Source organism: [Pantoea] beijingensis (genome assembly GCF_022647505.1).
GTDB classification, from domain to species: Bacteria; Pseudomonadota; Gammaproteobacteria; order Enterobacterales; family Enterobacteriaceae; genus Erwinia; species Erwinia beijingensis.
The window spans coordinates 1,697,292-1,714,704 of sequence record NZ_CP071409.1 but is presented as its reverse complement, the minus strand read 5'-3'; the positions used below and the strand labels follow the sequence as shown (position 1 = coordinate 1,714,704).

General features: G+C 50.0%; 22 protein-coding genes. 14 read left to right on the top strand and 8 right to left on the bottom strand.

The features are described from left to right. Positions 1-46: 46 nt before the first annotated feature. From fliJ to J1C60_RS07615, 11 genes are all read left to right on the top strand, one after another. Positions 47-493: a flagellar export protein FliJ gene (fliJ, locus tag J1C60_RS07665; RefSeq protein WP_128174967.1), complete on the top strand. Its 447-nt coding sequence runs from the start codon at positions 47-49 to the stop codon at positions 491-493. Further along, on the top strand, positions 490-1,725 hold the full coding sequence (locus J1C60_RS07660; RefSeq protein WP_128174969.1) for a flagellar hook-length control protein FliK: 1,236 nt from the start codon (positions 490-492) through the stop codon (positions 1,723-1,725). Before fliJ ends, J1C60_RS07660 begins: the two co-directional genes overlap by 4 nt. Positions 1,726-1,856: 131 nt before the next feature. Further along, the gene (fliL, locus tag J1C60_RS07655) at positions 1,857-2,342 is read left to right on the top strand and encodes a flagellar basal body-associated protein FliL (protein WP_128174971.1); all 486 of its coding nucleotides are present in this window, start codon (positions 1,857-1,859) and stop codon (positions 2,340-2,342) included. Positions 2,343-2,346: 4 nt separating this feature from the next. Next, on the top strand, positions 2,347-3,351 hold the full coding sequence (fliM, locus tag J1C60_RS07650; RefSeq protein WP_128174973.1) for a flagellar motor switch protein FliM: 1,005 nt from the start codon (positions 2,347-2,349) through the stop codon (positions 3,349-3,351). After that, positions 3,344-3,754, top strand: a complete 411-nt coding sequence (fliN, locus tag J1C60_RS07645; RefSeq protein WP_128174974.1) for a flagellar motor switch protein FliN — start codon at positions 3,344-3,346, stop codon at positions 3,752-3,754. The genes fliM and fliN overlap by 8 nt, the downstream gene beginning before the upstream one ends. After that, positions 3,754-4,149, top strand: coding sequence for a flagellar biosynthetic protein FliO (gene fliO, locus J1C60_RS07640; protein ID WP_128174976.1), 396 nt, complete (start codon positions 3,754-3,756; stop codon positions 4,147-4,149). Before fliN ends, fliO begins: the two co-directional genes overlap by 1 nt. Next, positions 4,149-4,880, top strand: a complete 732-nt coding sequence (gene fliP / locus J1C60_RS07635; protein ID WP_128175065.1) for a flagellar type III secretion system pore protein FliP — start codon at positions 4,149-4,151, stop codon at positions 4,878-4,880. The genes fliO and fliP overlap by 1 nt, the downstream gene beginning before the upstream one ends. 57 nt (positions 4,881-4,937) lie before the next feature. After that, positions 4,938-5,207 carry a flagellar biosynthesis protein FliQ gene (gene fliQ, locus J1C60_RS07630; RefSeq protein ID WP_128174978.1) on the top strand — a complete coding sequence of 90 codons (270 nt, stop codon included), beginning with the start codon at positions 4,938-4,940 and terminating at the stop codon, positions 5,205-5,207. Beyond that, positions 5,207-5,998: a flagellar biosynthetic protein FliR gene (fliR, locus tag J1C60_RS07625; protein WP_128174979.1), complete on the top strand. Its 792-nt coding sequence runs from the start codon at positions 5,207-5,209 to the stop codon at positions 5,996-5,998. Before fliQ ends, fliR begins: the two co-directional genes overlap by 1 nt. Before the next feature lie 642 nt (positions 5,999-6,640). Continuing rightward, positions 6,641-7,276, top strand: coding sequence for a transcriptional regulator RcsA (rcsA, locus tag J1C60_RS07620; protein ID WP_128174982.1), 636 nt, complete (start codon positions 6,641-6,643; stop codon positions 7,274-7,276). A 155-nt stretch (positions 7,277-7,431) separates the two neighbouring features. Further along, positions 7,432-9,132, top strand: a complete 1,701-nt coding sequence (locus tag J1C60_RS07615; protein ID WP_128174984.1) for a methyl-accepting chemotaxis protein — start codon at positions 7,432-7,434, stop codon at positions 9,130-9,132. Between the two features lie 67 nt (positions 9,133-9,199). Here the strand turns inward: J1C60_RS07615 and dsrB are convergent, their stop codons facing one another. Further along, positions 9,200-9,391, bottom strand: coding sequence for a protein DsrB (dsrB, locus tag J1C60_RS07610; protein WP_128174986.1), 192 nt, complete (start codon positions 9,389-9,391; stop codon positions 9,200-9,202). Positions 9,392-9,454: 63 nt separating this feature from the next. Next, positions 9,455-9,613, bottom strand: a complete 159-nt coding sequence (locus J1C60_RS07605) for a YqaE/Pmp3 family membrane protein (protein WP_128174987.1) — start codon at positions 9,611-9,613, stop codon at positions 9,455-9,457. A gap of 260 nt (positions 9,614-9,873) precedes the next feature. On the opposite strand from J1C60_RS07605, the gene J1C60_RS07600 reads away from it, so the two are divergent. Further along, positions 9,874-10,107, top strand: a complete 234-nt coding sequence (locus J1C60_RS07600) for a DUF2525 domain-containing protein (RefSeq protein WP_128174989.1) — start codon at positions 9,874-9,876, stop codon at positions 10,105-10,107. A 547-nt stretch (positions 10,108-10,654) separates the two neighbouring features. On the opposite strand, the gene dgcQ is transcribed toward J1C60_RS07600, so the two are convergent. The 6 genes from dgcQ to J1C60_RS07575 form a co-directional block, all read right to left on the bottom strand. Beyond that, on the bottom strand, positions 10,655-12,328 hold the full coding sequence (dgcQ, locus tag J1C60_RS07595) for a cellulose biosynthesis regulator diguanylate cyclase DgcQ (protein ID WP_128174990.1): 1,674 nt from the start codon (positions 12,326-12,328) through the stop codon (positions 10,655-10,657). 122 nt (positions 12,329-12,450) lie between these two features. Then, the gene (locus J1C60_RS07590) at positions 12,451-12,702 is read right to left on the bottom strand and encodes a hypothetical protein (protein ID WP_128174992.1); all 252 of its coding nucleotides are present in this window, start codon (positions 12,700-12,702) and stop codon (positions 12,451-12,453) included. A gap of 103 nt (positions 12,703-12,805) precedes the next feature. Beyond that, positions 12,806-13,486, bottom strand: a complete 681-nt coding sequence (locus tag J1C60_RS07585) for a LexA family protein (RefSeq protein WP_128174994.1) — start codon at positions 13,484-13,486, stop codon at positions 12,806-12,808. A gap of 249 nt (positions 13,487-13,735) precedes the next feature. Then, on the bottom strand, positions 13,736-13,867 hold the full coding sequence (locus J1C60_RS18615; protein WP_259393832.1) for a hypothetical protein: 132 nt from the start codon (positions 13,865-13,867) through the stop codon (positions 13,736-13,738). Between the two features lie 61 nt (positions 13,868-13,928). After that, a complete protein-coding gene (locus J1C60_RS07580) occupies positions 13,929-14,834 on the bottom strand; it encodes a DUF808 family protein (RefSeq protein WP_128174996.1) in 906 nt (301 codons plus the stop codon). Between the two features lie 112 nt (positions 14,835-14,946). Continuing rightward, positions 14,947-15,231 carry a hypothetical protein gene (locus tag J1C60_RS07575; protein ID WP_128174998.1) on the bottom strand — a complete coding sequence of 95 codons (285 nt, stop codon included), beginning with the start codon at positions 15,229-15,231 and terminating at the stop codon, positions 14,947-14,949. Positions 15,232-15,549: 318 nt separating this feature from the next. On the opposite strand from J1C60_RS07575, the gene yedA reads away from it, so the two are divergent. Continuing rightward, entirely contained in the window at positions 15,550-16,452 is a 903-nt protein-coding gene (gene yedA / locus J1C60_RS07570; RefSeq protein WP_128174999.1) for a drug/metabolite exporter YedA, read from the top strand. 10 nt (positions 16,453-16,462) lie between these two features. Further along, the gene (locus J1C60_RS07565; RefSeq protein WP_128175001.1) at positions 16,463-17,377 is read left to right on the top strand and encodes a LysR substrate-binding domain-containing protein; all 915 of its coding nucleotides are present in this window, start codon (positions 16,463-16,465) and stop codon (positions 17,375-17,377) included. Positions 17,378-17,413 lie beyond the last annotated feature (36 nt).

The following is a 17,413-nucleotide window of genomic DNA, read 5'->3' as shown; positions in this document are numbered from 1 at the left end:
CTCCCGTGCCCGGGCATAACCGGTGAGCCAATAAGGACCTGCAACCATGGCAAAACAGCAGACGCCGATCGCCACTCTGTGCGGACTGGCGCAAAAAGATCTGGAGCAAGCCGCACGGCAACTCGGCGAGATGCGGCATGCCCATCAGCAAGCCGATGAACAATTGTCCATGCTGCTAAATTATCAGGATGAATACCGCAATAAGCTTAACGATACCCTAACTCAGGGTATTGCCAGCACCCGCTGGCACAATTATCACCAGTTTATTCAAACGCTTGAAAAAGCCATTGAGCAGCATCGTCATCAACTGGCGCAATGGAGTTCAAAACTGGAACAGGCGTTACAACAATGGCGAGCGAGGCAGCAGCGGCTCCATGCTTATGAAACGCTGCAGGCCCGTGCGCAAGCGAATGAGCTGTTACAAGAAAACCGTCTCGATCAGAAACGGATGGATGAATTTGCCCAGCGGGCAACCTTGAGGAAAGGCGAATGATCACACTCCCTACGCTTCCGACATCAGCCACTTTACCTGTCAGTTTTGATGATTCCGTAGCCAGTAATACATCCACGGCTGAAGATGGTATTGAACAGGCATTCTTCACTCTGATCAGCGATCATCTTACTGCGAAAGTTAATTCTGCCGCGGACGATCATTCTGCGGTGACCCCGGTTAATGGCGAAAGGAAAGCCGCTCCCGGAGCCAAATTGTCTACACGCAGCGCGGGCAACGAGAAGCCTGAAGTCCTTACCACGCTGCTGCATGTCGAAAACCGCCAAAGCGTGAACAAAGCTGCCGATGAGAAAGAGACGCTGGAACATAGCGCATTAAACGAAAGCGATAAACAGGCACTACAGGCGCTTTTTGCTATGCTGCCGCCCGTCACAACCAATCCGCTCGCCACATTGCAAAAAAGTACGCAAAAAAGTAGTAATGTCGCTCAGCCCATCCCCGAGGGACGGTCTGTCCCGCCGCTCGTCACACAGGGCTCCATAACATCGCCGGATGGCGTATCAGGGAATAGCAACAACCCTACCCCACCTGAGGCATTCTTTGCAGCAGCCTCTGCAGGGAATCCCTCCCCTACGGCCCCAAATTTGAGCGCTTCCATTATCAGCGCACCCATTCAGCAGGCGATGAGCGATAGCACTCGGCATAATGGCGACACCCCGCTAGCCATAAAGAGCGACGACACGCTGAACGTGAATATCCCTACAGCCGCATCCTCACCGCTAATCCCTTCGACGGGCACCACAACAATGGCACCCGCAACGACCTCGCTGAATGTGCAGTTGGGTAGCCCGGAGTGGCAACAGGCGCTGGGGCAACACATCGTCATGTTCAGCCGTAACGGTCAACAAAATGCCGAATTAAAGTTACATCCCCAGGACCTCGGTACGCTTCAAATCAGCCTGAAACTGGATAATGATCAGGCACAGTTGACTCTGGTTTCCGGGCATAGCCATGTGCGTGCCGCGTTGGAAGCGGCTATGCCTCAGTTGCGCAGCGCGTTAGCAGAAAACGGTATCACGCTGGGACAAAGCAACGTCAGCAGCGAGTCTTTTCCTCAACACCAGTCCTTCAGCGAACAACAGCAATCACCACGAGAATCACCGCATAACGGCGCTGTCCACATGATAAACGACGACGAGATCACCGCTGTCGCCGTGCCCGTCAGCTTACAAGCACGAATAGCAGGCGATCGGGCCGTTGATATTTTCGCCTAAGCACAACAAACGCCGAAGGTAATGGCAAAACCCGCGTCTTTTCCTGCCATTGAACGATGCGAGACGCGGGATAATCACGTCAGTCTCACCGGCAGACCGGCTCATACCATTCACAGGAATTTACTGCACACATGTCCGATAACGCGCAAGCCACTGGCCGTAAACGTTCACTGATGCTCCCGGTGTTACTGTTAGTAACGCTGGCCGCTTGCAGCGTGGCAGGTTATGCCATCTGGAAAATGACGAAAGGCAACGCCGACGAGAAAAGCGCGCTCAGCGTGACGCCACCACCATTGGCACCCGTCTTTTTTGTGCTGGACACCTTCACGGTTAATCTGGTCAATGAAGATAACGATCCCGACCGCGTACTGTATGTTGGCTTTACCCTGCGCCTGCCCGATGAAGAGACTCGCCGCCGCATGAGCGATTACCTGCCGGAAGTACGCAGTCGGTTGCTCCTGCTGCTCTCTCGTCAGCATGCTATGACGCTGGCCAACGATCAGGGAAAACAAGCGTTAATTACCGCCATCAAACAGGCACTGACCGCGCCGTTAATCGCGGGTCAACCGCCTCAGGTTGTAAATGATGTTTTGTTTACCGCCTTTATTTTAAGGTGAGCTGATGGCCGATAACCTGCTTTCTCAGGCTGAAATTGATGCGTTGCTTAACGGCGACGATGGTGCGTCAAATGAAACGGCGCAACACGTCAGCGACAATACCATCCGCCCCTATGATCCGAACACCCAGCGGCGGGTAGTTCGCGAGCGGCTACAAGCGCTGGAGATTATCAATGAGCGCTTTGCGCGGCAGTTTCGCATGGGATTATTTAACCTGCTACGCCGCAGCCCGGACATTAGTGTAGGTGCCATAAAAATTCAGCCCTATCACGAATTTGCGCGCAATCTACCCGTTCCCACCAACCTCAACCTGATACACCTTAAGCCGCTGCGTGGCACGGCACTGTTTGTCTTTTCCCCGGCGCTCGTTTTCGTCGCGGTAGATAATCTGTTCGGCGGTGATGGTCGCTTTCCAACCAAAGTTGAAGGGCGTGAGTTTACCCATACTGAGCAACGCGTTATCCGCCGCATGCTCAAACTGGCACTGGAAGGATATAGCGATGCATGGAAAGCAATCTACCCGCTGGAGATTGAATACGTTCGCTCAGAAATGCAGGTGAAGTTCACCAATATTACAACCTCGCCAAATGACATTGTGGTGACGACACCGTTCCATGTCGAGATCGGTAATCTGGTGGGTGAATTTAATATCTGCATTCCGTTCAGCATGATCGAGCCACTGCGTGAACTGCTGGTTAATCCGCCGCTTGAAAACTCGCGGCGGGAAGATCATCACTGGCGTGAAACGCTGGTGAAACAGGTGCAGCATTCAGAGCTGGAGCTAGTGGCTAATTTTGCAGACATTTCACTGCGGCTTTCACGCATTTTGCAGCTCAAACCAGGCGACGTGTTACCCATTGAAAAACCCGAACGCATTATTGCCCATGTCGATGGCGTACCCGTGTTGACCAGTCAATACGGGACGTTAAACGGTCAGTACGCGCTGCGTGTAGAACATTTGATTAATCCAATTTTGAATTCGCTGAACGAGGAACAGCCCAATGAGTGACAGCAAGAAACCGTCTGATGACAACATCGCTGCGGACGATCTGTGGGCTGATGCGTTAAATGAACAAGCCGCGTCCGTTAATACGCCCTCAACAGAGAGCGTATTTAACGCTTTTGAACACAAAGATGTCGCTGGTTCGCTGCAGGATATCGACCTGATTATGGATATTCCGGTCAAACTCACCGTTGAACTTGGCCGCACAAAAATGACGATCAAAGAGCTGCTGCGACTCACGCAGGGATCCGTCGTCGCGCTGGACGGTCTGGCTGGCGAGCCGCTGGATATTCTGATCAATGGCTATCTGATTGCTCAGGGCGAAGTCGTCGTGGTCGCCGATAAGTATGGCGTACGGATAACCGATATTATCACGCCGTCTGAACGCATGCGCCGTCTGAGCCGTTAATGAAAAGCAGCACAGTACAACTTCAACCTGGCGTCAGTTCTCCGCCTGCTCACGCCACAGGTTCAATGCTGGCACAGGTCAGCTCGGTACTGGCCGGTATTATTTTATTCATTTTGTTTTTCGCCTGGCTGGCGCGCCGCTTCGGTCTTACTCCAAAGCGGCCCGGTTTGCAGTCGTTAAACATCAGCGCCAGCGTCTCGTTGGGGCAGCGCGAACGTGTCGTCGTGGTAGACATGGAGGATGCGAGGTTAGTTCTGGGTGTCACCGCTCAGCACATTACCCATCTCCACACGTTACCGCCCAAACCACCTGAAGCGTTTACCCACCCCCCGGCGGCGGCAGATTTTCGTCATCTGCTTCAATCGTTGGTCAAACGTTCAGGAAAACCGCAATGATGCGCCGCCTGTTAGTGCTGTTTCCTTTGTTATTGCTTGCTCCATATGTCCAGGCCCAGCTTCCCGGTTTAATCAGTCATCCACTGCCTAACGGTGGACAGAGTTGGTCGCTGCCAGTACAAACGCTGGTATTTATCACCGCGCTGACCTTCCTGCCTGCAATTTTGCTGCTGATGACCAGCTTCACCCGCATCATTATCGTATTCAGCCTACTGCGTAACGCGCTTGGTACGCCGTCAGCCCCCCCGAACCAGGTCATGCTGGGGCTGGCTCTATTTTTGACCTTTTTTATTATGGCACCGGTGTTTGATAAAATTTACCAGGATGCATATTTGCCGTTTAGCGAAGACAAAATCAGTATGGATATCGCTATTGATAAAGGCGCACAGCCCTTACGCGAATTTATGTTACGTCAGACGCGTGAAGCTGATCTTGCACTTTTTGCACGCCTCGCTGACGCGCCCCCTATTGCCGGACCCGAAGCCGTGCCGATGCGAATTTTGCTACCGGCTTACGTCACCAGCGAACTCAAAACCGCATTTCAGATTGGCTTCACCGTCTTTATTCCCTTTCTGATTATCGACTTGGTGGTCGCTAGCGTGCTGATGGCATTGGGCATGATGATGGTGCCCCCTGCCACTATTGCCCTCCCCTTCAAGCTTATGCTGTTTGTCCTGGTTGATGGATGGCAACTGCTCGTCAGCTCGCTGGCGCAGAGCTTTTATTCCTGAGTGGACGTGCGATAACGCTCGTCCTTTTCAATGGTTTTATCGTTTAGTGGAGAAGACATGACACCTGAATCAGTAATGGTACTTGGACAGGAAGCCATGAAGGTCACTCTTGCGCTGGCAGCACCGCTGCTCCTTGCTGCACTGATCAGCGGTTTGCTAATCAGTTTGTTACAGGCAGCAACACAGGTTAATGAACAGACACTCTCTTTTATTCCTAAAATTCTCGCTGTCGCAATAACCGTAGTGGCAGCCGGCCCGTGGATGTTGAACCTGATACTCGATTACATGCGCACGCTGTTTTCTACTCTGCCCACGATTATCGGCTGATGATAACCTTTGACAGTGACCAGCTTATGACCTGGCTAAGCCAGTTCTTCTGGCCAATGGTGCGCATTCTGGCCCTGATCGCCACCGCCCCAATCCTAAGCGAGCGTGCGATCGGCCATCGCGTTAAAGTCGGACTGGCGGCGATGATCGCATGGCTTTTAGTCCCCTTACTGCCCGCCCCTCACGTCACACTGTTCTCCGTCAGCGGCTTCTGGCTGCTTATTCAGCAAATGCTTATCGGTGTTGCGTTAGGGTTCACGATGCAATTTGCTTTTGCTGCGGTACGTGCTGCAGGTGAAGTGATTGGGCTACAGATGGGATTATCATTCGCAACATTTTTCGATCCGGCCAGCCGTCTCAATATGCCAGTGCTGGCGCGGTTACTCGATATGCTCGCCATGCTGTTATTCCTCAGTTTCAACGGGCATCTGTGGCTTATCTCAATGCTGGCGGACAGTTTTCATACGTTACCTGTCGGAGGTGCACCGCTAAACGCGAATGCTTTTTTGGCGTTGACTAAAGCGGGCAGCCTGATTTTCCTTAACGGCATGATGTTAGCGTTACCCCTGATCACTCTGCTCCTCACGTTAAACATGGCCCTGGGTTTGTTAAACCGCGTTTCACCCCAGCTCTCGGTTTTTGCCGTTGGCTTCCCCGTCACCTTATCGGTTGGAATACTCGCGCTCGGTCTGGTAATGCCTTTGCTGGCGCCATTCTGTGAGCATTTATTCAGCGAAGTGTTTGATTTACTTTCTGACATACTCTCCGAACTGCAACGCATTAAACATTAACCATTCAGCACTGATACACCATTAATACATTAGAATTTAAAAACTATCCGTGCATTTTCTGAGCCAGAATTACTTTATACAACCTAAGGAAATTCTGATAAATGCCATTTTTGGATAAAAATTATTCTTATTAAAAAAGGCTTCGCGTATTTTAAAAATGAGAACATTCTGAGTTGCAGGGCTCTGTCTTGGGGATTTAAAAACCAACTTTATGTTTTATAAAGATTTTTTATTTGTTATGTTTTCTCTTGTTTTACTTTTGATTTTCCGGCATTGTCAACAGGCTTTAAAAAAGCAAACATTCGGGGTATAAATGATTTTAGGAATCGTCCTATCAGAAATATCCATGTTGTGCGCGATAGTGACGGCGTTCTAAAAATTACTGCAGGTGATGTGCTATGGCAGGCTGCGAGCAGGTCGTCCTGATGGTGGTTCCCTGAACTAAAATAGAGCAAATATCGTCAAAATTTTATCATGCAGGGCTTTCTGCTGGTTTAAGAAGTTGGCGCTGGCAAATATTGTTTGAGTTTTATGTTTGCAGCGCAATTATAAAAAATATGCACTAGCAATTTTCTCTCGTACCACGATACGCGTAATTCATCGTTGATTTAAACGGATAACAATTTGGTGAGGGCCGCTACTATGCCAACGATTATTATGGATTCATGCAGCTATACACGCTTGGGTTTAATGGACTATATGGCGCTGAAAGGAATCAAAAAGAAAAATATATTCTCGGTCAATGATATTGACCAGCTTTTTTCTCGCTGCCAACAGGTTAAACCCGGCGTGGTATTTATTAATGAAGAGTGTTTTATTCATGAGGCAGATGCCAGCCAACGAATCCGTAGTATTATTATGCAACATCCGGATACGTTATTTTTCATTTTTATGGCAATCGCCAATATTCATTTTGAAGAATATCTCTACGTTCGAAAAAACCTCATCATTACGTCAAAGTCAGTAAAATCATCAACACTCGATAATTTGTTGGTAAGTTATTTTCAAAAAAAGCTCAGCAGTCCTCCCCGGCTCTCTTCAGGGTACGACATCAACCCGCTTACATTAAGTCAGACAGAATCCAATATGCTGAAGATGTGGATGTCCGGTCATGACACCATCCAGATATCTGACAAAATGCAGATTAAAGCCAAAACGGTTTCATCTCATAAAGGTAATATTAAGCGGAAAATAAAAACGCATAATAAACAAGTCATTTATCATGTGGTGCGATTAACGGACAATGTTACTTCGGGTATTTACGTCAACGTAAGATAATATCTTAAGCAGGTCGGAATATTGACCTGCTTTATTTATCTTATTTTGCGACAACGATCTCATTTTATTAGCTAAGCCTTTTCGCAATCAGGCCGATGTTCAATGTGGTTACCGAAGCGTCGCTTCGCCCTACATCTGACTGAGAGCAAAAGGATATGAACGCAAAAAAAAACACTACCGAGACTGGCAGGATCCGTTTCTGGCAGCATCTGCGCATGGTCCCACTCTTTGCGACGATATTCAGCGGGATCCTGCTGCTCTTTGCTTTATGTATTGCCCTATCCAGTTATTTTCTTATCCAAAGTAATCAATCCTTAAATGCGGCGACGCAGGAAATTCAGACGCGTATGGGCCTGTTGAACAGCGCAACACACCTGGGCACAGCGAGGCTGACAATAATACATGCCGCCGCCGCCGCGCGCATCGGTGAAATGAATGAATTCAAAACCAATCTGGCCAACGCAGAAAACCTGATCAAGCAGGCTCAGCAGGACTTTATCCTGTATCAGAACCGTGCAGATAAGCGTGCTGCAGACCTGGCGCTTGACGCACCGCTAAAATCTCGCTTTGAGACATACATCAGCAAAGGGGTTATGCCGATGGTCCAGTCCGCGTCCCAAGGCAGTTTTGAAGGTGTTATCGCTCAGGAAACCGATGTGACTCGTAAACTCACTCGTGACTATGAGAAAGTGCTGCAACAAGCCAGTCGTCTCCGTACCGAGCGGGCCCTGGAGATCGGCCATCAGGCCGCCTCCCAATCACGCCTGGGCTTTATCGTGATGGGGCTGGCGTTCGGAGCTGCCCTGCTCTTAACGTTCGTCACTTTCCTTTTTCTGCGCCGCGTCGTGATTATGCCGCTGCGCAGCGCGGTTATCCGCATCGAACAAATTGCTCGTGGCGATCTTACGGCCCCTTTACAGCCGTGGGGACGTAACGAAATCGGCAGTCTGGGAAATAATTTGCAGGCGATGCAGCAAGCGCTGGTCAAAACGGTCGGTACCGTGCGTGAAGGTGCAGTGGCGATCTATCAGGGTTCGAGTGAAATCTCTGCGGGAAATACCGACCTCTCTTCACGGACTGAGCAGCAGGCTGCGGCACTGGAGCAGACGGCGGCCAGTATGGAACAACTGACGGCAACGGTTAAGCAAAACGCGGAAAATGCCCATCATGCCAGCCAACTGGCCGCCGATGCCTCAGGTAAAGCCCGCAGCGGAGGCGATATCGTTAAAGGCGTCGTGAGCACCATGAATAATATCTCCGGCAGTTCAAAGAAAATTGCGGAAATTACAACTGTCATTAACAGTATTGCTTTTCAGACCAATATCCTTGCCCTGAACGCCGCTGTGGAAGCCGCCCGCGCAGGTGAACAGGGGCGGGGTTTTGCCGTTGTAGCCAGTGAAGTCCGCAATCTGGCACAGCGTAGTGCTCAGGCAGCAAAAGAGATCGACGTGCTGATCGCTGAATCCGTTGATTTGATAGGCAAAGGTTCTGTGCAAGTGGGAAATGCAGGTAATACCATGACGGAAATCGTGGATGCCGTACGCCGGGTTACAGACATTATGGCTGAGATAGCCGCAGCTTCTGACGAGCAAAGCCACGGAATCCAGCAGGTAAGCCTGGCAGTCACAGAAATGGACAACGTGACACAGCAAAACGCCTCATTGGTAGAGGAGGCTTCAGCTGCGGCATCATCGCTTGAGGAACAAGCGGCCCGCCTGACGCAGGCCGTAGCGACCTTCCGCCTCACCGCCGATCGGCCGCAGGCAGAAACCGGCAGCCATGCCCGTGATAAACAGGATCGCGCCGCAACGTTACACTCTGCCACTCTTCACGCCGATAATTGGGAAACATTCTAATCACTTAGCGGAAGGCACATACCCAATAACCTGCGGAAATATTCTGCCGCAGGTTATCGCAGGATCGTTATTTCTCGTGCGGTTCGACAAAAATACCATCGGCATGGCCGAGTTCATTAAAGAACCAAATGCCCAGTGGATAATCCTCCAGCGCCACCAGGTACATGGTTCCTTCGCTAAAATCTTCAACCGCCAGTACCGTTCCGGGCCGCCGTGGCCCGCCATCGGTTTTGACTGATACCCGGTCGTTAACCTTCATGCGCATCCTCCCCTGTTTGGTCAGGTAATTTTATCCGAAAATCCGCATTTAAGCAGCGACGTTTTAGCGACGGGCAATAATCCATACGGCATGAACAATACCGGGCAAATAGCCGCACAGTGTGAGCAAAATATTGAGCCAAAATGCCCCGGCAAATCCAACCTGCATGAAAACGCCCAGTGGCGGAAGGATAATGGCGATGATAATACGCAGGAAATCCATACTGACTCCTCATCAGAATTTATAAAAATGTCATCAGTTAAATCATCGGTAAAGGTAGCATTTATTATGGATTTGCGTGCCAATTCTGGCTGAAAGCAAGAAAAAAACGCTGATGTTTCCGATAATATCCCGCTTTCTTCGTTGAGATGCAAACTGCCTGCTGCGACAGGCTTTCCTTCCAACAAGACGATCCCACCGCGGCGCGGCGCCAGGCTGTCAGCGTCTATAATAGAAAGTGGGTTTTCAATGAGGGCACAATTATGGCGATGGCCAAAGAGTACAGCGATAACGTACAGCGTGAGGTTAACATTGACGTGGAGGCATTGCTTGGCGCCATCCAGGAACGGACTTCCGGTGATGTTAAAGAGTACGTTGATAATGAAGATGCCCACCGCGTGGAGGTGGACGGTACAGCCTATGGTTCCTATACCGAATTAGCCGAGGCTTTTGAACTGGATATTCGTGACTACACCATCACCGAGGTCAATCGGTGAGTCTTTTTTCAGGCAAAAAGAACCCGGCCGATGGCCGGGTGAAAAATAAATTCAAATGAAATTCGTTACACCAGGAAATTCTCTAACTACAGCAGATTACGCTTTCATTTCACTAAGACAAGTCTGATCGATCGCGTAATACCTTCTCCGAAACAGTTAATTAATGCTTTCATTGCACGCCAGCACATGCCATATAAGGCTTCCAGCTTATGTCGTCCCTGCCGACGTCAAGCCAAAGGATTTTGCACATTAAGACTTTTCCTACCAGGAAATAGTCCAGAAAACTGATAGTAAGCCTTGGGCTGTTGACAATATTTGATGAATGAAACTTAAGCATTGATCAAAAAAATAACTCTTTAGAGTTACTTTCATCGAGAAAATATAACCCGCCACCAACGAATGTATCTTTGCTTACTCAGCATCCCTGCCTCGCACCATGGCAGAGACAAAATGCCTGTTACCCAACGGGTCTGAATAACGTGCATTCACCTTACACCAGCTGGCCATTGCCGGTATGCCATGCGAAAAGACGCCGGAGAAGGAAAGATTAGCTCTGCCAGTCGATGCGATTACGCCCGTTCTGTTTGGCATGATACAACCGGCTATCAGCAATGAATTGCAGAGAGTCAACCTGATATTGCCCCTGCTCTTCACTGCCAGCCACGCCAATGGAGACGGTGACACGCTGTTGTGTATCTGAGGTCACTTGTATCCGATCGCCGGCCAGCGTTTGACGAATGCGTTCGGCTATTGCTACCGCATCCTTCAGTGATGTATCAGGTAACAGTACACAAAACTCTTCGCCTCCAACCCGCCCCGCAATATCCGTTTTACGCAATGCATGCGTTATCACAGTAGCAACGTGAGAGAGCGCCCGATCCCCGGCCTGGTGGCCGAACCGGTCGTTGACTGCCTTGAAGTAGTCAATATCAAGTTGCAGCAGTGAAAGCGGCTGCGCACTGCACTGACACCGCTCCGCAAGCTGTTCACTATGGTCAAAAAAGGCCGTACGGTTATAAAGCTGGGTTAGGCCATCATAATTCGCACGCCATGCCAGCTTTACATGCAGCTGGCCCATATGCGTCACCAGCCGAATCATCGTCTGGTGCGAAGCCAGCAACACCAGGCTAAAAAGCCCCCACATTCCAGCCAGCACCAGCGTAACCCGCCCACTTTCACCGTGCATGCCATCACGTAGGTTTTGGATACTCACCGCGACGCCATTAATACTGCGCATTTTATTCCAGGTAATAAAACGCGTACCCACGCGCAGGCCTCCTTCATCTTTATGCTGAATCGCCTGACTTAATTTTCGCATCTCCTCCGCGCTCAGGCGGTAGTTTCGCGCCTGCGGCGCATTACCTGACGTAGCCACTTCATTCATTTTCTGATCGAATATCGCCACCATGCCATCATACTGCTGCGGTATGGCCCGCTGGAGATGTTCATGAAGACGTTGACTGGAAAAATCCATCGCAAGGACGCCATACCAATAGCCGTTCCGGTCAACCGGCACACTCACCGTTATCATTCGCCCTTCGTTCTGTAATGAATGATAAAGCGGGGTCCAGTGCCGTCTGCGCGACGGGTTGTTTTCCGGGCTCATGCTGGTGAAATAATCACTCTGGATCATTCGCTGGTAGCTTTCCAGCACCTCAGCATCGTTCCGTGGCGGCGTTGAGGACACATAAAACCCGGCGCGAGCGATATACCAAAGCCGTGACTGGAAATCATGTTCCGGATCGCTGAATTGCAAAATATAACTGAACTTAAGTGCTGCATTCAGTTCATCCTGCAGCCGTTGCTCGTCGTCGCGATTCAGGATCGGCCAGCTCTTTATCCAGGTATCAGATACACCGTTTAACGTCATGTTATGCCCGCTATCAACGTTCATACGCCAAATGGGGCGGGCACGTAACCGCGAAAAGATGTCGCTGATGTGCCGTGTATCAAACGTCTCCGATGGACTTTTTAACGCATAATCAAACATGGTACGAAAAAAATCTAACCCGCCCAGCGTAAATTGGATCTGACTTTCCAGCGCCGTGCTGACCGAATCTAATTTGATACGTTGATTAACTTCATAGGTATTCTTTAGCGCAATCGCTTCACGCCAGGTGATAAAAGTTGAGAGGCAAAATACAGCGAGAAAACAAAAATGCACCAGGTTCTTCGGTTTAACCTTTGATCCTAAAAAATGAAAACTGGCGTTAACCTTCATAAACAGGTGCTCACATTTTCCAACATAGATAACAGTGAGCTGAGTGTAGCGGGTGTTAAAACGGTCGTACAGAGGCGGTGATTCTCATACAGAACGGGGACATTCTGCCAGGCGCACGCGCGCTAACGGTGAAATTTATCATTTTCCATCTGCTGTAACTTTTTACGGATCTTTTTTATCGTGCGTCTCCCCAACTGCCGGGAATAATGAAGAAGAATCGCCGTTCGTCTACGCTGTTCAGCGCGGTTATCACGCCATGCCATTATTCCTCGCAGCAGAGCGATTGCCACGCTAAAAAGATATCCCCATTCCTGAATCGTCAGTCTGCCTGTTACCGCCTTTACTGCACCGACGAGCAATAATAGCAAATTCATTATCATCTCCATGGCCCTCTCCTGAGGAAATAAGCATGAATCAATAATGAACCAAAAGTACATTTTCAGCAATCTTCATCCATTCATTTTTTCGGGCCACCCCTTAGCCCAGATTATCCCACTTAGCTTCAACCACCACGCCAATAATGCGGCAGTTATCGCTGATCTCCTGCATTCGATAGTCCGGATTCAACGGCTTGAGATATTTATGTCCGCCATCTTCCACGTATTTTTTAAAGGTGGCGTCATTGCTATCGCTGAGCCGGGCAATCACCAGTTTTCCGGACGTTACCGCGACTTCAGGGTCGACCAGAATCAGCATACCTTCCGGTATGCTCAAGCCAACCGGTGCAGTCATGGAGTCACCTTTCACCTCCAGCCAAAAGCTATTCTCACTCGCGTTACGCGTCGTAGAAGGCCAGCAATCGATCGCCTCCCGCGACCAGGGCTCGATCGCTTCGCTCCAGAGTCCAGCGCTCACCCAACTGATCAGCGGAAAGCTCTGATAGCCAAGGGGCTGAGGCACCTTCCGGACATTATTATCCCATGTGCCGGCACCAAGCTGCAGCCATTCCCGACTAACGCCAAGAAAATCCGCCAGCGCCTGAATCTTGCCATCACGCGGTAATGCCTCGGCATTGAGCCATTTGCCCACCGCACGCGGCGTAACACCCAATGCGCGAGCCAGAATCACACCTCGACCATGTACTTCAAGGGCTTTCTGGTGACAGGCTTCATGCAGGCGTGCAGCGAAGGCTTTGCGCTGTTGAAGTTCATCAATCATAAATTCACCGGGGAAATTCGAGAAAAATGTACTTACAGTTTACATTTATTTGGCAAGCGAGCAACGATGGCTGGCAATATGTGAACAAACGCGCTATCGACGGCGTAGCGTCAGCACTGCAACACCCGCAGACGAAAAACGCAGCCCCTGACACCAGCAGGAAGGGGGAAAAAGGGAGGGACCCTTGAATAATAAGAGAAAGCGGATAACGTCGTTACCCGCTTTGCTGCTACGACCGGATAGGCAGGATCAGATTTTGCAGCCTTCGCAATCCGCTTCGTCATTCAGATCGAGCGGAACCTCACTGGCTTTTTTAGCTGCATTTGCTTCAGCCTGTTCCAACTGAGCATCAATATCAAATTCGAAAATATCATCGTTCATTATTTACTCCAGATAAAAGGAGGTTACAGAGCGCCTGCGCGCCAACCTGACGGGTATTATTTTATGCCGAGCGCATCTTCGCAATCATATTTACGACAAAGAGCACAATGGAACCAACGATAACACCAATCACCATGTTGGCGCCGTTATCGATCAACATCGTAACGATACCGTTCTGTCGGGCGCTAACATCTTCAATCATATGATGTAAAGCAGGAACACCGTGGACCACAATTCCCCCCCCGACTAAAAACATCGCCAGCGTTCCCACTACGGTGAGCACCTTCATTAACCAAGGGGCAGCAACCAGCAAACCGCGGCCAACAACCTTTGCTGCGGCTGAAGATTTCTCGCTCAGCCATAAACCTAAATCGTCCAGCTTTACGATCCCCGCGACGATGCCATACACGCCAATAGTCACCAGGATTGCAATACCTGACAGGATTAAAACCTGATTCAGTAACGGTGCTTCAGAGACAATTCCTAAAGTTATCGCTACAATTTCCGCAGAGAGAATGAAATCGGTGCGAATGGCCCCTTTAACCTTTTTCTTCTCATAAGCGACCGGATCCTGCTGCGCAGTATTTGCCAGTCTTTGCTGCCGCGCCTCGGGTGTTGAGGCCGATTTATCAGGATGCAGGCTATGCATGACCTTTTCGACCCCTTCATAACAGAGGTACGCCCCCCCAATCATTAATAGCGGCGTAATAGCCCAGGGCGCAAATGCACTGATCACCAGAGCCAGTGGCACCAGGATTAATTTATTAATAAATGATCCCTTAGCTACGCCCCACACAACTGGTAATTCACGATTCGCTTTAACGCCGGTTACCTGCTGTGCATTGAGCGAGAGATCGTCTCCCAGCACGCCCGCGGTCTTCTTTGCCGCAACCTTCCCCATCACGGAGATATCGTCGAGTAACGTAGCAATATCATCGAGTAACGTCAGTAAACTTGTTCCTGCCAAAATAAAATTCCTTATTTCAGGCTATATTTGTCTTCATTTTAAACGTAAGCCTGTGAGATGCACTAACAGGCTCGGGCGCAGGGTAAATGTTGTCCCTGTATATCAATCTGAACTAGCTTTTTGAGCGTGACGTCTCGGGATCGCAACAGGAATACCCGCCTGCTTCAGCAACAGTCATATCAGCAATCCCCTCACAGTCCCATTCAACGCGTATCGGCTGTCCTTCGGCTTCATCATGCTGCAGGTATTTGCTCACCGGACTTTCCGTCATGCCCGAAATTTCTTCGGTTGCAATAAGCGTTTCACCAACAAAAATCCGCGCCGTCGCATGGACATTAACCATGCGCTCACCGCGTAGATTGTAGAGGCGCCTTACCGTCAGCTTGATGCTGCCCATAGATTCCACCTGGCCTGATTAAATGGGGATGTACGATCCTTCTCCTGAATAACTGGTGTTACACAACCCGACGGCGCAAAATCCAACCTGAAAAGCTCAACCAGGGTTAAGTGATTCAGATTAACAAATACGGCTAATGCAGGGGTAACTTCAGGTAGGGAGGATATAACCAATTATGGTCCAAAATGGCAATCTTTGTGTTGCGCGAAATAGATGAAGGGAAAGCCCTGAAATCACCATCTTCGCTAAAAAAAGTAGGCTGTCTGGATAATTTAGCGTTAGTGTAATCTCCCTTCAATTTCATTAAGATGGTTGCGAATGTCACGTCATCCCTCCGCAATATTACCGCTAATAGCCTCGCTCTTTGCCCTGTATATCATCTGGGGATCGACCTATTTTGTTATCCGCCTTGGCGTTGAGAGCTGGCCGCCCATGCTAATGGCCGGATTACGTTTTCTGATTGCAGGTCTGCTGCTATTTATTTTTTTACGCTGGCGCGGTCATCCGTTGCCCCCTGCACGTCCGCTGCTTAATGCCGTGTTGGTGGGGATTTTACTGCTGGCCATCGGCAACGGTCTGGTCACGCTGGCAGAACATCAGGATGTGCCTTCCGGGATCGCGGCCGTCATGGTGGCAACAGTACCGCTATTTGCGATGTGTTTCAGCCGCCTGTTTGGTATTGCCACGCGCTGGATTGAATGGCTCGGGATTTGCGTCGGCCTGATAGGTATTATCCTGCTAAACAGCGGAGGGCATTTAAGTGGAAATCCGTGGGGTGCCATAATGATTTTAATTGCCGCGTTAAGCTGGGCTTTCGGATCGGTTTGGGGTTCCCGCGTGATGCTACCAAAGGGCGCAATGGCTGCCGCGATTGAAATGCTCTCAGCAGGCGTAATATTGCTTGCCGCTAGCGCATTAAGCGGCGAACGCATAACAACACTGCCCGGACTACAGGGCGTATTTGCGCTGGGCTACCTGATTATTTTCGGTTCAATTATTGCTATTAATGCTTATATGTATCTTATCCGCAACGTGACGCCCGCCATCGCCACCAGCTATGCTTACGTTAATCCGGTGGTTGCCGTATTACTGGGCACCTCCTTAGGTAATGAAACCCTGTCATCACTGGAGTGGCTGGCACTCGGAATTATTATTTTTGCCGTCGTCGTGGTCACGCTTGGAAAATACCTGTTTCCGGCAAAATCTTCGACGATGAACTAAAGGCCCCCCTATGCGCAACAGCGATTATGCCGAGCTGAAAGCCTTTATGACGATTGTCGAACAGGGTAGTTTTTCCCGTGCGGCGATAATGCTTAATATTAAACCCTCCACCTTAAGCCAGGTTTTACGCCAACTCGAAGCCCGGCTCGGCGTGCGGCTGCTTAACCGCACCACGCGCAGCCTGTCGCTGACCGAGCCCGGCGCACAGCTGCTGGCTAAAATTAAACCTGCATTTCAGGCCATGGATCATGCTGTCAACGATATCGCCAGCCTTAGCGGTAAAACCGCAGGTACACTACGCGTGCACACCACCCGAATTGCCGCCGAACTTTATATTGAGCCTCTGTTAGGGGATTTTCACCGTGCCTGGCCGGATATTATCCTGGATATTACCGTCGAAGATGCAGCTATTGATATCGTTAACCAGGGCTTTGATATTGGCGTACGGCTTGGCGAACGACTGGAAAATGATATGATCGCGCATCCGCTAGGCGGTGAATTTCGTGAGGTCGCATTTGCTTCCCCGGCTTATCTTGACCGTTTTGGCCGTCCGCAAACCATCAACGATCTACAGCAGCATCGCTGCATTAACTGGCGATATCCGGGCAATCAGCACATTTATAACTGGGAAATGTGGCACGATAACCGCTGGGTGAGCGTTACGGTTAGCGGCCCCTTGATTGTCTCGGACCGTCGACTGGCGGTTAGCGCAGCGTGCCAGCATCTCGGGATAGGATTTTGGCTTGATTCAAAAGTCGCCCATCACGTCGAACGTGGTGAGCTGGAATTAATCCTGGAAAAATACAGCCGTTCCTTTGATGGTTTTTATCTTTACTACCCACAGCAGAGCGTCGCATCCCCGACGATAAAAGCCTTTGTCGATTTTTTTCGACGATCTCATTCTACCCAAGTCACCACAGAGTGAATGCAAATAACGGTAGATTATCCACACAGTAAAATC

Excerpts from the sequence above, each read along its gene's own strand:
- fliJ (WP_128174967.1), top strand. The coding sequence starts at position 47 with ATGGCAAAACAGCAGACGCCGATCGCCACTCTGTGCGGACTGGCGCAA.
- J1C60_RS07660 (WP_128174969.1), top strand. The coding sequence starts at position 490 with ATGATCACACTCCCTACGCTTCCGACATCAGCCACTTTACCTGTCAGT.
- fliL (WP_128174971.1), top strand. The coding sequence starts at position 1,857 with ATGTCCGATAACGCGCAAGCCACTGGCCGTAAACGTTCACTGATGCTC.
- fliM (WP_128174973.1), top strand. The coding sequence starts at position 2,347 with ATGGCCGATAACCTGCTTTCTCAGGCTGAAATTGATGCGTTGCTTAAC.
- fliN (WP_128174974.1), top strand. The coding sequence starts at position 3,344 with ATGAGTGACAGCAAGAAACCGTCTGATGACAACATCGCTGCGGACGAT.
- fliO (WP_128174976.1), top strand. The coding sequence starts at position 3,754 with ATGAAAAGCAGCACAGTACAACTTCAACCTGGCGTCAGTTCTCCGCCT.
- fliP (WP_128175065.1), top strand. The coding sequence starts at position 4,149 with ATGCGCCGCCTGTTAGTGCTGTTTCCTTTGTTATTGCTTGCTCCATAT.
- fliQ (WP_128174978.1), top strand. The coding sequence starts at position 4,938 with ATGACACCTGAATCAGTAATGGTACTTGGACAGGAAGCCATGAAGGTC.
- fliR (WP_128174979.1), top strand. The coding sequence starts at position 5,207 with ATGATAACCTTTGACAGTGACCAGCTTATGACCTGGCTAAGCCAGTTC.
- rcsA (WP_128174982.1), top strand. The coding sequence starts at position 6,641 with ATGCCAACGATTATTATGGATTCATGCAGCTATACACGCTTGGGTTTA.
- J1C60_RS07615 (WP_128174984.1), top strand. The coding sequence starts at position 7,432 with ATGAACGCAAAAAAAAACACTACCGAGACTGGCAGGATCCGTTTCTGG.
- dsrB (WP_128174986.1), bottom strand. The coding sequence starts at position 9,391 with ATGAAGGTTAACGACCGGGTATCAGTCAAAACCGATGGCGGGCCACGG.
- J1C60_RS07605 (WP_128174987.1), bottom strand. The coding sequence starts at position 9,613 with ATGGATTTCCTGCGTATTATCATCGCCATTATCCTTCCGCCACTGGGC.
- J1C60_RS07600 (WP_128174989.1), top strand. The coding sequence starts at position 9,874 with ATGGCGATGGCCAAAGAGTACAGCGATAACGTACAGCGTGAGGTTAAC.
- dgcQ (WP_128174990.1), bottom strand. The coding sequence starts at position 12,328 with ATGAAGGTTAACGCCAGTTTTCATTTTTTAGGATCAAAGGTTAAACCG.
- J1C60_RS07590 (WP_128174992.1), bottom strand. The coding sequence starts at position 12,702 with ATGAATTTGCTATTATTGCTCGTCGGTGCAGTAAAGGCGGTAACAGGC.
- J1C60_RS07585 (WP_128174994.1), bottom strand. The coding sequence starts at position 13,486 with ATGATTGATGAACTTCAACAGCGCAAAGCCTTCGCTGCACGCCTGCAT.
- J1C60_RS18615 (WP_259393832.1), bottom strand. The coding sequence starts at position 13,867 with ATGAACGATGATATTTTCGAATTTGATATTGATGCTCAGTTGGAACAG.
- J1C60_RS07575 (WP_128174998.1), bottom strand. The coding sequence starts at position 15,231 with ATGGGCAGCATCAAGCTGACGGTAAGGCGCCTCTACAATCTACGCGGT.
- yedA (WP_128174999.1), top strand. The coding sequence starts at position 15,550 with ATGTCACGTCATCCCTCCGCAATATTACCGCTAATAGCCTCGCTCTTT.
- J1C60_RS07565 (WP_128175001.1), top strand. The coding sequence starts at position 16,463 with ATGCGCAACAGCGATTATGCCGAGCTGAAAGCCTTTATGACGATTGTC.